Origin of the sequence: Sphingobium sp. Leaf26, assembly GCF_001421665.1 — a bacterium.
Taxonomy (GTDB): Bacteria; Pseudomonadota; Alphaproteobacteria; order Sphingomonadales; family Sphingomonadaceae; genus Sphingobium.
Window position 1 is genome coordinate 543,499 of record NZ_LMKV01000012.1, and the last position, 15,930, is coordinate 559,428.

At 64.7% G+C, this 15,930-nt stretch carries 12 protein-coding genes; 8 read left to right on the forward strand and 4 right to left on the reverse strand.

Annotated elements, in window-relative coordinates:
* Positions 1-34: 34 nt before the first annotated feature.
* Complete coding sequence (trpE, locus tag ASE85_RS11560; RefSeq protein ID WP_056687994.1) at positions 35-1,558, reverse strand: anthranilate synthase component I; 1,524 nt, start codon at positions 1,556-1,558, stop codon at positions 35-37.
* A 1-nt stretch (position 1,559) separates the two neighbouring features.
* On the reverse strand, positions 1,560-3,509 hold the full coding sequence (locus ASE85_RS11565; protein ID WP_056687997.1) for a SurA N-terminal domain-containing protein: 1,950 nt from the start codon (positions 3,507-3,509) through the stop codon (positions 1,560-1,562).
* Between the two features lie 200 nt (positions 3,510-3,709).
* Between ASE85_RS11565 and tpiA the strand changes: the two genes are divergently transcribed.
* From tpiA to ASE85_RS11580, 3 genes are all read left to right on the forward strand, one after another.
* Positions 3,710-4,471, forward strand: a complete 762-nt coding sequence (tpiA, locus tag ASE85_RS11570; protein ID WP_056688000.1) for a triose-phosphate isomerase — start codon at positions 3,710-3,712, stop codon at positions 4,469-4,471.
* 255 nt (positions 4,472-4,726) lie between these two features.
* Positions 4,727-5,101 (forward strand): preprotein translocase subunit SecG, encoded by a 375-nt coding sequence (secG, locus tag ASE85_RS11575; protein WP_056688003.1) that lies wholly within the window; start codon positions 4,727-4,729, stop codon positions 5,099-5,101.
* A 90-nt stretch (positions 5,102-5,191) separates the two neighbouring features.
* Complete coding sequence (locus tag ASE85_RS11580; RefSeq protein ID WP_056688006.1) at positions 5,192-6,823, forward strand: CTP synthase; 1,632 nt, start codon at positions 5,192-5,194, stop codon at positions 6,821-6,823.
* 188 nt (positions 6,824-7,011) lie between these two features.
* Here the strand turns inward: ASE85_RS11580 and ASE85_RS11585 are convergent, their stop codons facing one another.
* Positions 7,012-8,124 (reverse strand): NADH:flavin oxidoreductase/NADH oxidase, encoded by a 1,113-nt coding sequence (locus tag ASE85_RS11585; RefSeq protein ID WP_056688008.1) that lies wholly within the window; start codon positions 8,122-8,124, stop codon positions 7,012-7,014.
* A 129-nt stretch (positions 8,125-8,253) separates the two neighbouring features.
* Positions 8,254-9,387 (reverse strand): PQQ-dependent sugar dehydrogenase, encoded by a 1,134-nt coding sequence (locus ASE85_RS11590; protein WP_056688011.1) that lies wholly within the window; start codon positions 9,385-9,387, stop codon positions 8,254-8,256.
* Between the two features lie 204 nt (positions 9,388-9,591).
* On the opposite strand from ASE85_RS11590, the gene rimP reads away from it, so the two are divergent.
* The 5 genes from rimP (at position 9,592) to rbfA (ending at position 15,903) form a co-directional block, all read left to right on the forward strand.
* Complete coding sequence (rimP, locus tag ASE85_RS11595) at positions 9,592-10,116, forward strand: ribosome maturation protein RimP (protein ID WP_056688015.1); 525 nt, start codon at positions 9,592-9,594, stop codon at positions 10,114-10,116.
* Positions 10,117-10,129: 13 nt separating this feature from the next.
* Positions 10,130-11,701, forward strand: a complete 1,572-nt coding sequence (gene nusA / locus ASE85_RS11600; protein WP_056688019.1) for a transcription termination factor NusA — start codon at positions 10,130-10,132, stop codon at positions 11,699-11,701.
* A 252-nt stretch (positions 11,702-11,953) separates the two neighbouring features.
* Complete coding sequence (locus ASE85_RS11605; protein WP_056688022.1) at positions 11,954-12,616, forward strand: DUF448 domain-containing protein; 663 nt, start codon at positions 11,954-11,956, stop codon at positions 12,614-12,616.
* Positions 12,617-12,699: 83 nt separating this feature from the next.
* Positions 12,700-15,312, forward strand: coding sequence for a translation initiation factor IF-2 (gene infB / locus ASE85_RS11610; RefSeq protein ID WP_056688025.1), 2,613 nt, complete (start codon positions 12,700-12,702; stop codon positions 15,310-15,312).
* 189 nt (positions 15,313-15,501) lie between these two features.
* Positions 15,502-15,903: a 30S ribosome-binding factor RbfA gene (gene rbfA, locus ASE85_RS11615; protein ID WP_056688028.1), complete on the forward strand. Its 402-nt coding sequence runs from the start codon at positions 15,502-15,504 to the stop codon at positions 15,901-15,903.
* Positions 15,904-15,930 lie beyond the last annotated feature (27 nt).

Sequence of the window (15,930 nt, forward strand, 5' to 3'; positions counted from 1 at the left end):
CAGCATGACGGCGTAAGTGGGCCAGTCGGGCGCTTTACTGCCCGAAGCTGCTTTCCCGTGCCAGCGTTACCGCCTCGCGCGCGGCCGCGAGCAACGCGCCGCTCTTGGCTTCGCATTCGCGCTGTTCATATTCGGCGGTTGAATCAGCGACGATGCCGGCGCCGGCCTGGACGTGCATGACGCCGTCCTTCAGCACGGCGGTGCGCAGGACGATGCAGCTGTCCATATTGCCGTCCGGGCCGAAATAGCCGACCCCGCCAGCATAGGCGCCGCGCGTTTCGGGTTCCAGTTCGGCGATGATCTCGCACGCGCGGACCTTGGGCGCGCCCGACACGGTGCCGGCCGGGAAGCCTGCGAACAGCGCGTCGATCGCATCCTTGTCGTCGCTCAGGCGGCCGACGACGTTCGACACGATGTGCATGACATGGCTGTAAAATTCGACGGTGTAGCTTTCCGTCACCGTCACCGATCCGGCCGAAGCGACCCGGCCGACATCGTTGCGGCCCAGGTCCAGCAGCATCAGATGCTCGGCCCGTTCCTTGGGATCGGACAGCAGGCTTTCGCGATTGGCGGCGTCCTCGACGGCGTTCCTGCCGCGCGGGCGGGTGCCGGCGATCGGGCGGATCGTGACTTCGCCATTGCGCGCGCGCACCAATATTTCGGGCGACGAACCGATCAGCGCGAAGCCGGGCAGGTCGAGATAATAGAGGAAGGGGGAAGGATTGATCCGCCGCAGCGCGCGATAGAGGGCGATGGGCGGCAGGGTGAAGGGGCTGGTGAAGCGCTGGGCGATCACAACCTGAAAGATGTCGCCGGCGACGATATAGTCCTTCGCCTTGTCCACCATCTGCGCATAGCGGCCCGGTTCCAGCACCGGCGTGACTTCCACGTCGGCAATGTCGGCCGGCGCGGGAACGGCGGGCAGGGGCGCGGCGAGGCGGGCGGCGGTGGCGTCGATCCGTTCCAGCGCGCCTTCGATCGCCTTGTCGGCGTCAGTGAAACTGCCCTTCCACACCGGTGCGACCAGATAGAGGGCGTCGGCCAGACGGTCGAACACGAGGATCACGGTGGGCCGCACGAACAGCATGTCGGGCACGCCGATCGGATTTTCAGCCGGGCGGGGCAGTTTTTCCACCAGCCCGACCGTTTCATAGCCGAAATAGCCGACGAGGCAGGCCAGCGCGGCGGGCAGGGCCGGGTCCATATGCGCGCGGCATTCGGCGACCAGATCGCGGAGTGCGTCGAGCGCGCCTTTGTCCTGCGGGACGAAGGCGTTTCGGTCGGTGGCCCAGAGACGGTTGATTTCGGCCTGCCGGCCATTGGCGCGGAAGACGAGGTCGGGGGCGAGGCCGATCAGGCTGTGGCGGCCGCGCACGGCGCCGCCCTCGACCGATTCCAGCAGATAGTCTCCGCGGTCCGGCTCGAACAATTTGAGCGCGGCGGAGATGGGCGTGTCGGTGTCGGCGATCTGGCGTTTCCACACCAGTGCCGATTCGCCCCGTGCCAGCGCGGCGCGCGCGGTCGTGATGCCGTCCGTCATCCCACCGATCGCGACCATCTTACTGTTCGCCGCTGTTGGTGGCGGCCAGCGCGTTGCGTACCTGATCAACCGCCTTGGCATTGCGGGTCACGCCCAGATCCTTTTCGACGGCGCGTTCGAACTGCTGGCCATATTCCTGGCCGACCACTTCCGAAAGCTGGGTGCGGACCTGATTGAGCAGGTCTGGCTGGCCCTTGGCATCGCCGCGCTCGATCTTGTTCAATTGCACGACGAAATAGCCGCGATCCTGACCGATCGGCAGGGTCTTGACCGTGTTGGCCGCCATCGAGAAGAGGATGGCGACTTCGGCCGGGGGACGCTGCTGCCCGCGCATGATGTCGGCGCGGCGGCCGCCCAGCATCTGCGGCGCAGGCAGCTTGACGCCCGCCTGAGCGATGGCGTCGGCCAGTTTCGCGCCCTTGGCGACCTTCGCCTGGATCTGCTCGGCCAGCGCCTTGGCCTTCTGGCTGCCTTCGTTGAGCTTATACTGGGCCAGCACCAGTTGCTTGACCTCGGCCAGCGGCGGCGGGGCGGCGGCGACGATTTCACCGGGCGCGGCCAGCGCATAGCGCTTGTCGGCAGCGATCGGGATCAGTTGCGCGTCGTCGTCAGCACTCATCGAGAAGACCGGGGCGAGCAGCGGCTGGAGATCAGGGCCGGCAGTGAAGGCCGAATCCTTGACCTGCTTGCCCGTGGCCAGCACCAGCGGGCTGGTTTCCAGTTTCAGGCCGTTATCCTTCACCACTTCGTCGAAGGTGCCGCCATCAGCGATCGCATCCTCGATCTTGCCGGTGAAGTCGGTCAGCAGCTGCTTCTCCTTCTGTACGCGCAGGGCGGCGACGATGTCGTCACGGACGGCGGCGATCGGGCGGGCAGGGGTTTCCTTGACGGCGGTGACGCGCACCAGCAGCCAGCCGAGCGAACCACGGATCGGGCCGATCAGGTCGCCCTGCTTGCCGGCGAAGACGGCGTCGGCGACGGTCTTGCCGGCCGATGCGGTCAGTGCCTCGCGGCTCTGGTCGGCGAAGGTGGCGGCAGCGAGGCCCGCGCCCCTGGCGGCGTCGGCGAGGCTCTTGCCGGCCTTCACCTGATCGGCGATCGCCTTGGCGCCGGCCTGCGTCGGCAACACGAGCTGTTCGACACTGCGGCTCTGCCTGGCGGCGTAGGTGGCCTTGTTCTGGCTGTAATAGGTGCTGATGTCCGCATCGGTCGGCTGGGCCGCCTGGGCGAAGCGTTCGGCGTCGATCACGGCATAGCGGATGCGGCGCTGTTCGGGGATGGTAAAGCGGCTGGCATTTTTCTTGTAGAAATCGGCCAGTTGGGCGTCGCTCGGCGTCTTTTCGTCGAGGAAGGCGACGGCCGGGATGGCCGCGACGGTACCTTGACGCGCTTCCAGCAGGAGCGAGGCATAGGGCAGGACGAGGCTGTCGGTCAGCTTGACGCCGAGGCCCACGGGGCTGAGCAACTGGCGCTGGAGGATGTCGCGGCTGATATCGTCGCGCAGCGCCTGTTCGGTCAGCCGTTCGCGGGCCAGCAGCGCGCGGAAATTATCGTTGCTGAAATTGCCGGCCGCATCCTGGAAAGCAGGGATCTGCGCGATCTGCGCATCGACCAGCCGCTTGGAGATATGTACGCCCTGATCGTCGGCAAAGGCGCGCAGCGTCAGCGAGGCGACCAACTGGTCATAGACCTGCTTGCCGCCGCCCTGCGCGAAGAAATCGCCGATCTGGATGCCGGGGTTGGAGCGACGCGCATTTTCGAACACGCGCTGGACCCGATCCTGCAGTTCGGATTCGCTCAGCTTGTAGCTGCCCGCCTTGGCAGCGGTGCCGCCGCCGCCGATGGAGTTGCCAAATTGCCCACTCGACAAATCCCCCAGGATGAAGGCCGCGGCGATCACCCCCAGGAAGAGGATGGCGAAGAGCGCGCCGAACTTGGAGCGGATGAAGCTGCGAAAGACAGAAAGCATGGGGGTTCCGGAACTGCGGCTGTGTGGCGGCCCGCTTTAAGGGCGGATGCGCGCGGCGGCAAGGCTTGGACTGGACAAATGCGCGAGCGCCGTTCATCGGCTTTGGCAGCATCCGGCTCTTTCGAGGAGACGTGCGGGTAAAGGCCCGGCGGCGAAGGGGCAGGGGGCGACGTGCAGCAATAATCACAAGGAAGTCTTTGATGGGCAGGCGCAAGCTGGTTGTCGGCAATTGGAAGATGAACGGGATGCGCGCGCATCTGGACGAGGTCGAGGCGATCGGTGCGGTCGCAGCGGCGCATCCGAACGTGGAAGTGGGCCTGTGCCTGCCCGCGACGCTCATCATGGCAGGGTCCGAACGGCGCGGAGCCGCCTTCATCGGGGCGCAGAATTGCCATATGGATTTCAGCGGCGCCTATACCGGATCGCTGTCGGCCGAGATGCTGGCCGAAGCCGGCGCCACCTGGGTCATCACCGGCCATAGCGAACGGCGCGAGGCGCGCGGCGAAACCAATGCCGACATCGCCGCCAAATCGGTCGCCGCGCATAATGCGGGCATCAATGTGATCCTGTGCGTGGGCGAAACGCTGGCCGTGCGCGACGCCGGACGGGCGGAGCAGGTGGTGGCGGACCAGTTGCTGGCGTCCCTGCCCGAAGGCGCTGCGGCCGACTGGCTGGCGGTCGCCTATGAACCCATCTGGGCGATCGGCACCGGCCGCATCCCGACGATCGAGGCGGTGGCCACCATGCACGCGGCCCTGCGCGCGGCGCTGGCCAGCCGGATCGGCGTGGAAGCGGACAAGGTGCGCATTCTCTACGGCGGGTCGATGAATGGCGACAATGCGGTCGACCTGATGGGAATCGCCGACGTCGATGGCGGGCTGGTCGGTGGGGCGAGCCTGACTGCGGCGAAATTTGCGCCGATCATAGAGGCGGCGGACGGCAGGCTGGCGGCTGCGGCCTGAGCCGGCCAGTTTGCCGACAGATTCCGTTCGTGCCGAGCAGGGGCTGAGCCTGACGAAGACCGGTATCAAAGCATCCTTCGATACGCCATTTGCCCTTCGGTCGTCTTCGACTCCGACTTGGCTCAATGGCTACTCAGGACGAACGGCGTTTTTGATTGTTCTGCCTGCGCCATGAAAGTGTGCAATGGTTGCCCCCGCGCGCCATCGTCGCTATGTGCGCGGCAACGCACCCATTTGACCGGACACTTTGTCGCCATGTTCACCTTCCTTCTCGTCGTTCAGGCGATCATCGCCGCCCTGCTGGTCACCGTCATCCTGATGCAGAAGTCGGAAGGCGGCGGTCTGGGCGTGGGCGGCAGCCCGGCGGGCCTGATGTCGGCGCGCGGCGCGGCGGATTTCCTGACCCGTTCGACCACGGTGCTGGCCAGCATCTTCGTGCTGCTGTCGGTCGTGATGGCGGTGATCGCCGCGGTGCGCCACGCGCCGAGCGACATCGACACCTCGCTGGTGAAGCAGGCCCCGGCGACGCAGGGCGCCCCGGCGACCCCGAACGCTGACCCGCTGGCCGGCGCGGCGAGCAACGCGGCGTCCGCGCCTGCGGCCAATGGCGCGGTTCCGCTCGCCAACTAAACATTCCGTCGATCTTTCGATCTTTTTTCAAGCGCGCGTGGATTCGCGCGCTTGCCCTTTGTTGTTCCGAAAGGCTAAGCCTCTCTTCCCATGACGCGGTATATTTTCATCACCGGCGGCGTGGTCTCCTCGCTTGGCAAAGGCCTTATGGCCGCTTCGCTTGCAGCTCTGTTGCAGGCGCGAGGTTTCCGTGTGCGAATCCGGAAGTTCGACCCCTATCTCAACGTCGATCCGGGCACGATGTCGCCCTATCAGCATGGCGAAGTCTATGTGACCGACGACGGGGCGGAAACCGACCTCGACCTGGGCCATTATGAGCGGTTTACCGGTGTTTCGGCGCGGCAGTCGGACAATGTGACGCAGGGCCGCGTCTATCAGACGATCATCCAGCGCGAACGGCGCGGCGACTATCTGGGCGCGACGGTGCAGGTCATTCCGCACGTCACCGACGAGATCAAGGCGTTCGCCACCGCCGACACCGAAGACCTCGACTTCGTCCTGTGCGAAATCGGCGGCACGGTGGGCGACATCGAGTCGCTGCCCTTCATGGAAGCGATTCGCCAGCTGCATAACGATCTGGATCGTGGCCAGTCGATCTTCGTCCACGTGACGCTGGTGCCCTATATCGCGGCGGCGGGCGAACTGAAGACCAAGCCGACCCAGCGCAGCGTGCGCGACCTGACCTCGCTCGGTATCCAGCCGGACATCCTGCTGTGCCGCTGCGAGCATCCGCTGCCCGACAGCGAGCGCAAGAAGATCGCGCTGTTCTGCAACGTGCGTCCCGAAGCGGTCATCCCCGCGCTCGACGCCAGCAGCATCTATGCGGTGCCGCATCAATATCATGCCGAAGGGCTGGACGAGGAAGTGCTGCGCGCCTTCGGCATCAAGGATGCGCCCGCGCCCCTGATGGATCGTTGGGACGACATCATGGACCGCCGCCAGAATCCTGAAGGCGAAGTCACGATCGGCGTGGTCGGCAAATATGTTGGCCTGCTGGACGCCTACAAGTCGCTCTTCGAAGCGCTGAGCCACGGTGGGCTGGCCAACCGAGTGAAGGTCAACGTCAAGTGGATCGACGCGGAGCTGTTCGAAAAGGGCGATGATATCGTCGCCAGCCTGGAGCCGATGCACGGCATCCTGGTCCCTGGCGGCTTTGGCGTGCGCGGGTCGGAGGGCAAGATCGAATCGGTCAAGTTCGCGCGCGAACGTGACGTGCCTTTCTTCGGCATCTGCCTTGGCATGCAGATGGCATGTATCGAAGGCGCGCGAAACACCGCGGGCATCGCCGCCGCGTCCACCACGGAATTTGGCGAGACATCCGAGCCGGTCGTCGGCCTCATCACCGAATGGATGGGCAAGGAAGGGTTGCAGAAGCGCACCGCCGACACCGATCTGGGCGGTACGATGCGTCTGGGCGCCTATCCGGCGAAACTGGACGGCAACAGCGTGGTCGCGGGCATTTATGGCAGCAACGACATCAGCGAGCGGCATCGCCATCGCTATGAGGTCAATGCCGGCTATCGCGATCGTCTTGAAAAGGGCGGCCTGATCTTTTCGGGCATGTCGCCGGACGGCACGCTGCCCGAAATCGTCGAACGGCCCGACCATCCCTGGTTCGTGGGCGTGCAGTTCCACCCGGAATTGAAGTCCAAGCCGTTCGATCCCCACCCGCTCTTCGCCAGCTTCATCGCGGCGGCGGTGAAGCAGAGCCGGCTGGTATAGAAGGAAACGGGGCCGGTCAGGCCCCGTTTTTCGTTGCGGCCTGTTCTTTCGAGGCTGGAGTCAAGGGTAGATCGCCGCAATTCTGTTCCCCGGCGCAGGCCGGGGTCCAGTCCCACGGTTGCAACTGGACCCCGGCCTTCGCCGGGGAACAGCATGGGCCGGGGAACAGCATGGGCCGGCGCGCAGCTTCAGTCCTTCGGCGCGTCGAACAGATGCCGATACTGGCGCGGCTGGCAGCGCAGATATTGCGGAGCGGCCTTCACCGATGCGCCGAGATGGGCGGCGGCGTGCCATGGCCAGCGCGGATCGTAGAGGATGGTGCGCGCGATCGCGATCAGGTCGGCGTCGCCGGTGCCGATGATCGCTTCGGCCTGTTCATAATCGGTGATGAGGCCGACGGCGATCACGGGAATCGCGACCGCCTGCTTCACCGCGCGGGCCAACGGCACCTGATAGCTGGGGCCGACGGGGATATCCTGTTGCGGGTCAAGGCCGCCGCTCGACACATGGATGGCGGCGCAACTGCGCGCCTCCAGCGCTTTGGCGAAGACGATCGTCTGCTCGATATCCCAGCCGCCTTCCACCCAGTCGGTGCCCGACACGCGCATCGTCACCGGCTTGTGCGCGGGGAAGGCCGCGCGCACCGCGTCGAAAATCTCCAGCGGCAGGCGCATACGGTTTTCCAGCGACCCGCCATAATCGTCATCGCGCCGGTTGGAGAGGGGCGAGAGGAACTGGTGCAGCAAATAGCCATGCGCGCCATGCAACTGGATGGCGTCGATGCCCAGATTGTCGGCGCGTCGGGCGGCCGCGACGAAAGCATCACGCAGTCGGTCGATGCCGGCCTTGTCCAGCGCCGTCGGTGCGTGGGTGCCGGGGGTGAAGGGCAGGGCGGACGGCGCCACCGTCTGCCAGCCATTTTCGGCGTCGGGGGCGATCTGCGCGCCGCCTTTCCATGGAACATGGGTCGACGCCTTGCGCCCGGCATGGCCGAGCTGGATCGCGATCGGCATGTCGCTATGGGCGCGCACGCCGTCCAGCACCCGCTTCATCGCGGCCTCAGTGCGATCGTCCCACAGGCCGACATCGGCATGGGAAATGCGCCCTTCCGGCAGGACGGCGCTGGCCTCGATCGTCAGCAGAGCCGCGCCCGACAGGGCAAGCTGGCCCAGATGGATGAGGTGCCAGTCGGTCATTTCGCCATCGACGGCCGAATATTGGCACATGGGCGCAATGACGATGCGATTGTCGAGTTGCAGGTCGCCGACGGGGAAAGGTTCGAACAGCTTGGGTCCGCTCATGATATCTCCGGCTTTTTATGGAGACGAAAGCCGGGGACCAGTTTCGCGCGTCGAACTGGACCCCGGCCTTCGCCGGGGAACGGGAAGCACTCTATATAGGGCGCCGTCCGTCCCCTGAAAGGCGCCAGATCAGCCCGCCGGGGTCAGTTTCAGCATCCGGCCCTGCGATCCCTGGCCGCCATCTTCCAGCAGCCACAGCGCGCCGTCCGGGCCTTGCTCCACTTCGCGGATGCGGGCGCCCATGTCCCACTGGTCGGCCTTTTCCGCCTGCTCGCCGTTCAGCTTCACGCGGACGAGGCTCTGGCTGGACAGGCCGCCGATGAACAGCGAGTTTTTCCACTGGGGGAAGAGGTCGCCCGAATAATAGAGCAGGCCACCGGGTGAAATGACCGGGTTCCACCAGACTTTGGGTGCCTCGAAGCCGTCGCCGGGGGCATGGTCGGGGATCGGCTTGCCGTCATAATGATCGCCGTTCGACACCTTGGGATAGCCGTAGTCGAGGCCGGGCTTGATGAGGTTGACCTCATCGCCGCCCTTCGGTCCCATTTCCTGCTCCCAAAGGCGGCCGTCCTTGTCGAAGGCTAGCCCAAGCAGGTTACGATGGCCGTAGGACCAGATGGCGGGGTTGAAACCCTTGGCCGCGAGCGGATTGCCTGCGGCCGGCGTACCGTCGAGGTTGAGGCGCAGCACCTTGCCCAGCGTCGACTTGGGGTCTTGCGCGGGGTCGAACTTCTGCCGTTCGCCATTGGTGAAGAAAAGATATTTTCCATCGGGCGAGAAGGCGATTCGGCCGGAATAATGGCCGTTGCCTGCCACATAGGGGCTGGCGCGGAAGAGGACGGTCACTCCCGCCAATACGGTTTTACCTGCGCGGTCACGAGTAAGCCCGCCCTTGGCCAGCGCCACGCCCTTCACCCCGTCGCGCTCTTCGGAGAAGCTGAAATAGACGGCCTTGTCCTTGGCGAAGGTTGGCGAGGGCGCCACGTCCATCAATGCGCCCTGGCCCGCGCTGTCGACGGCCGGGATGCCCGCGACGGGGATTTTGGTGCCGTTCTTGGGATCGAACAGGATCATCTCGCCCTTCTTCTCCGTCACCAGGGCGCGGCCGTCGGGCAGGAAGGTCATCGCCCAGGGCGAATCGAAATCGGCGATGACGGAGGTCTTGAACGGTTTGTCGCCGGCTGTGGTAGTCTGGCTGTTGGCGCCTTCGCCGGAGCAGGCGATCAGGAGGAGGGGCAGGGCGGCGAGCGTCAAATGGCGCATATTCGTCTCCGTGAAGGGGCTGGGGGCGCAGGGTGATGCGCAGGAAATGATCGGGCACGAATAATGTTGCAGATTTCCCGCACCATGCCTATATCGCTCTTGCTTCCTTACATCGTCAAACATGTCAGGGTCGCGGGCAGGACGCTCGCGGCTACGGAATGTTGCATGGGCGGGAAGCGCGCATATTTTATTTTCGGAGACTGCATGGCGGACATCGCCGAACTGACCGCGCTGATCGAACCTGAGGTGAAGGCCTTGGGCTTCGACCTTGTGCGCATCAAGCTTTTCGGGTCGGGCGACGAACATACGCTCCAGATCATGGCCGAAAATCCCAGGACCAAGCAACTCGTGATCGAGGATTGCGCGGCCATCTCGCGCCGCATTTCGGACGTGATGGATGAGCATGACCCGATCGAGGAAGCCTATCGTCTGGAAGTGAGTTCGCCCGGTATCGACCGGCCGCTGACCCGCCTGTCCGACTTCATGGAGTGGGCCGGGCATGAGGCGAAGATCAGCGCCGCCGAGCTGGTCGAGGGACGCAAGAGTTTCCGTGGTATCCTGAATGGCGTTGAGGGCGAGGATATCCTCTTCACCGACGGCAAGGCCGGCGATGTCGCCATTCCGTTTTCGCTTGTCAGCGACGCCAAGCTGGTGCTGACCGACAAGCTGATTTCTGCTAGCATGCCGCTCTCTTCCGATGGGGCGGATGAATTTGAAACCGAAGAATAAGGGTTCATAAGTCATGGCCAACGCCATTTCCGCCAATCGGGCCGAACTGATCGCCATCGCCAATTCGGTGGCCAGCGAAAAGATGATCGACAAGGCCATCGTCATCGAGGCGATGGAAGATGCGATCCAGCGCGCCGCGCGCGCCCGTTATGGCGCCGAAAACGATATTCGTGCGAAGCTGGACCCCGAAAGCGGCGACCTGCGCTTGTGGCGCGTCGTGGAAGTGGTCGAGCTGGTTGAAGATTATTTCAAGCAGGTGGACCTCAAGCAGGGTCAGAAGCTGAAGAAGGACGCCGTGATCGGCGACTTCATCGTAGACCCGCTGCCCGCCATCGATCTGGGCCGCATCGACGCCCAGTCGGCCAAGCAGGTGATCTTCCAGAAGGTCCGCGACGCCGAGCGCGAGCGTCAGCATGAAGAATATAAGGATCGCGTGGGTGAGATCATCACCGGCGTCGTCAAGTCGGTCGAGTTCGGCCATGTGGTCGTGAACCTGGGCCGCGCCGAAGGCGTGATCCGCCGCGACCAGCAGATCCCGCGCGAAGTCGTTCGCGTCGGCGATCGCATCCGTTCGGTCGTGCTGAACGTGCGCCGCGAAAATCGCGGACCGCAGATTTTCCTCAGCCGCGCGCATCCTGAATTCATGAAGAAGCTGTTCGCGCAGGAAGTCCCCGAAATCTACGACGGCGTCATCACCATCATGGCCGCCGCCCGCGATCCGGGTTCGCGCGCCAAGATCGGCGTCATCAGCCGCGACGGCAGCATCGATCCGGTCGGCGCCTGCGTCGGCATGAAGGGCAGCCGCGTACAGGCCGTCGTGCAGGAAATGCAGGGCGAGAAGATCGACATCATCCCCTGGTCGGAAGATACCGCGACCTTCGTGGTCAATGCGTTGCAGCCCGCGCAGGTCGCCCGCGTCGTCATCGATGAAGAAGAAGAGCGTATCGAAGTCGTCGTGCCCGACGATCAGCTTTCGCTCGCCATCGGCCGTCGTGGCCAGAATGTCCGCCTCGCCAGCCAGCTTACCGGCAAGGCGATCGACATCATGACCGAGGCCGACGCCAGCGAAAAGCGCCAGAAGGAATTCGTCACCCGCTCCGAATTGTTCCAGAACGAACTGGACGTGGACGAGACGCTGTCGCAGCTGCTGGTCGCCGAAGGTTTCGGCGAGCTGGAGGAAGTCGCCTATGTCGAGATCGACGAACTGGCCGCGATCGAAGGCTTCGACGACGAACTGGCCGGCGAGTTGCAGAATCGGGCGCTCGAAGCGCTGGAGCGTCGCGAACAGGCCGCCCGTGAGGAACGCACCAACCTGGGCGTCGAGGACGCTCTGGCCGACATCCCGCACCTGACCGAAACGATGCTGGTCACGCTGGGCAAGGCGGGCATCAAGACGCTGGACGACCTCGCCGACCTGGCCACCGACGAACTGGTGCAGAAGAAGCGAGTCGATCAGCGCCGCCGCAAGACGGACAGCAACAGCGACGACAAGGGTGGCATCCTGGCGGCCTATGGCCTGTCGGATGAGCAGGGCAATGAGATCATCATGGCCGCGCGCGCCCACTGGTTCGAAGAGGAAGCGTAAGTCTCCATGGCTTTTGTCGACATCCGCACGGCTGGCAACGCGATCATCGCCGACGCCACCTGGTCGCCCAGTGGGCGGCCGGGACAGCGGGCGGCTGTTTTTCTTGCATCGCTAACAAGGCCTGCGACTCTAACAAGGCCTGTGACTCTAACAAGGGAGGACGCCAATGTTGCGGACACTCCCCGATGAGAGAATAGCGCCCCCGAACAGCGTTGGACTTGCCCTTTCATCCGTTTTGGCGGAGGGGCGCGCATGACCGAACGCAAATGCATATTGAGCGGCGATCGCGCCGACCCTGAAACGCTGATCCGTCTGGCGATCGGCCCGGAGGGTCAGGTGCTGCCCGACATCCGCGCCAAGGCGCCGGGGCGGGGTGCCTGGGTCGGCGTGTCGCGCGCCGAACTGGAAGTTGCGCTGGCCAAGGGCAAGCTGAAAGCCGCGCTCGCCCGATCCTTCAAGGATGGGACGCTGGATATTCCGGCCGATCTGCCCGCCCTGATCGAATCGGGGCTGCGCAAGGCGCTGCTCGACCGGCTGGGGCTGGAAGCCAAGGCGTCCATGCTCCTGACCGGCTCTGAAAAGATCGACGTCGCTTGCCGAAAGGGGCAGGTGCAGTTGCTGCTGCACGCCGCCGATGCGGCGGCGGACGGCAATCGCAAACTGGACCAGGCGCTGCGCGTCGGACAGGAAGCGGAAGGCACGGATTTGGCAGGCATCACCTTGCCTGTGGACCGCGATGCCCTATCTATGGCAATGGGGCGCGACAATGTCGTCCATATCGCGGTGACCGACTCGCGGGCAGCTTCGCGCCTGCGCGCGGCCATAGGCCGCTTGGAAAGCTATCTGGGTTGCGCTAACGGGGCGTCCGTGCATGGGGAGACTGTCTCCGCTGATGCACCGGCCGTTCCTGATTAGATTTTGCCGACAGGTATTGAAGTTGAAAAGGCGTCGGCGGGCCTATCCGGCCGAAGCGGAAGTGAAGGGTTAAGTTCGATCGTATGAGTGACAGCAAGGAAGACAAGCCGGTTCTGGGTCGCAAGCCGCTGGGCATCAAGCGGACCGTGGAATCCGGCCAGGTGCAGCAGCAGTTCAGCCATGGCCGCAAGAATACGGTCGTGGTCGAGGTGAAGCGGCGCCGCGTCCTGGGCAAGCCCGGCGAGACGACCGGTGGCGCGCCTGCGGCTGCACCCCAGGCCGAAGCCGCCCCGGCGCCCGTCGCGCCCGCTCCGCGTCCCGCCGCGCCTGCGCCGCAACAGACTCGCGCGCCCCAGCCCGCGCCGGTGCGTCAGGCGCCGCCGCAGAGCCTGATGTCGCGTCAGGAATTGCAGGCCAAGCTGCTGCGTGAGGCCGAAGAGGCCCGCATGACTGCGCAGGAAGATGCGCGCCGTCGTGAGGATGCCGCGCGCATCGCCGCCAGCGAGGAAGAAAAGCGCCGCGCCGAGGAAAATCGCCAGGCTGCCGAAGCGGCCGAAGTCGCGGCGGCTGCGCCCGCGCCGGTCGAAGAGCCTGCGCCGCAGCCTGTCGCCGAAGCGCCTGCCGCGCCTGCGGCTGAGCCGACGCCTGCCGCAGCACCCGCTGCCGCACCGGCCAATGCGCCTGAACGCCCTGCCGGCACGACCGCCGCCGTGCCGCCGCCGCGTCGCTTCACCCCGGTCACGCCGGCCAAGCGCCCCGAGCCGGCCAAGCCCGAGCGCGCCAAGAAGGGCGATGACAATCGTCGCCAGTCCGGCAAGCTGACCGTCACCAAGGCTCTGGCCGATGATGACAGCGCCCGCGCCCGCAGCCTCGCCGCGCTCAAGCGTGCGCGTGAGAAGGAGCGTCGCGCCCATTATGCCGGCGGTGCGCAGCCGCGTGACAAGCAGGTCCGCGACGTCGTGGTGCCTGAAGTCATCACCGTGCAGGAACTGGCCAACCGTATGGCCGAAAAGGGCGCGGACCTGGTCAAGTCGCTGTTCAAGATGGGGCAGGCGGTCACGCTGAACCAGCCGATCGATCAGGATACCGCCGAACTGCTGGTCGAAGAATTCGGCCACCGTATCCAGCGCGTGTCCGACGCCGACGTCGAAATCGGTATCGAAGGCGATGTCGATGCGGTCGAAACGCTGAAGCCTCGTGCGCCTGTCGTCACGATCATGGGCCATGTCGATCATGGCAAGACCTCGCTGCTCGATGCGCTGCGCGGGACCGACGTGGTTGCTGGCGAAAGCGGCGGCATCACCCAGCATATCGGCGCCTATCAGGTGACGACCAAGAAGGGCGATGTCATCACCTTCCTCGACACGCCGGGCCATGAAGCCTTCTCCGAAATGCGTGCCCGTGGCGCCAACGTCACCGACATCGTCATCCTGGTGGTGGCGGCCGACGACGGCCTGATGCCGCAGACGATCGAGGCCATCAACCATACCAAGGCGGCCGGCGTGCCGATGATCGTCGCGATCAACAAGTGTGACAAGCCCGACGCGAACCCGCAGAAGGTGCGTGAGCGCCTGCTGAGCGAGGAAATCGTTGTCGAGGATATGGGCGGCGACGTTCAGGACGTGGAGGTTTCGGCGCTCAAGAAGACCGGCCTTGACGAACTGATCGAGAAGATTCTGCTTCAGGCCGAAGTCATGGAACTGACTGCCAACCCCGATCGCGCCGCCGAAGGCAATGTGATCGAAGCGCAACTCGACAAGGGCCGTGGCGCCGTCGCCACCGTTCTGGTGCGCAAGGGTACGCTCAAGATCGGCGACACCTTCGTCATCGGCGCTGAAAGCGGCAAGGTCCGCGCGCTGGTCAATGACAAGGGGCAGCAGGTGAAGGTCGCAGGCCCCTCGACCCCGGTCGAGGTGCTGGGCCTGTCCGGCGTTCCCAAGGCGGGCGACCAGCTTACCGTCGTGGAAAACGAAGCCCGCGCCCGCGAAGTCGCCGCCTATCGTCAGGAACAGATGACGCTCAAGCGGACGGCGTCGGTACCGACCAATTTCGAGAGCATGTTCTCGGCGCTCAACACGACGATGATCGAATATCCGGTCGTCATCCGTGGCGACGTGCAGGGGTCTGTCGAAGCGATCGTCACCGCGCTCAACCGTATCTCGACCGACGAGATCAAGGTGCGTATCCTCAGCTCCGGCGTCGGTGCGATCACGGAAAGCGACGTGACGCTGGCTGCGGCCAGCCGCGCGCCGCTGATCGGCTTCAACGTTCGTCCCAATGCCAAGGCGCGTCCTCTGGCCACCCGCGAGAAAATCTCGCTGCGCTATTATGACGTGATCTACGACCTTCTTGAAGAAGTCCGCGGCGAAATGGCGGGCCAACTGGCGCCCGAACGCATCGAAACGATCGTGGGTCGGGCCGAAGTTCTTCAGGTGTTCCCGGCGGGCAAGAAGGACAAGGCGGCTGGCCTGCTCGTGCTGGACGGTATCATCCGCAAGGGGCTCAATGCGCGCCTCACCCGGTCCGATGTCATCGTGTCCAAGACGGTCATTCACTCGCTGCGTCGTTTCAAGGACGATGTATCCGAAGTGCGCGCCGGCATGGAGTGCGGTGCGGTGTTGCAGGACACGAACGACATCAAGGCTGGCGATACGCTGGAACTGTTCGAGGTCGAAGAGCGCCAGCGCACGCTGTAACGCAAAGAGAAAGCCCCTCCCTTCCAAGGGAGGGCGATCAGGATAAACAGCATGGGATGCTTTTTACCCTGATCGGGGTGGGTGCGAGCGAAGCAAGCTTCAACCTGTCCCGATAGGTTGCTGGCGATTGCGGACGCAATCGCACCCACCCCCGACCCCTCCCTGGAAGGGAGGGGGGAGATTTAGGCTATGGCTCAACAACAATCCGAAGGCCCATCCGTCCGCCTGCTGCGCGTGGGCGAGCAGGTGCGCCATGTCCTGTCCGACATTCTCCAGCGCGGCGACGTGCATGACGATGTGCTGGACAAGCATGTGGTCAGCGTCACCGAAGTGCGCATGTCGCCGGACCTGCGCCACGCGACCGTCTTCATCAAGTCGCTGCTGGGGCAGGATGAGGAAGCGGTGCTCAAGGCATTGCGCACCAATACCGCCTATCTCCAGCGCGAGGTGGCGCATCGTATCGCGCTCAAATATGCGGCGAAGCTGAAATTTCTGGCCGACGAAAGCTTCGACGAGGGCAGTCATATCGACAAGCTGCTGCGCGATCCCAAGGTCGCGCAGGATCTGGTGAAGGATGAGGGCGAGGATTGACGCATATGACGGTAAGACGCATCCTGC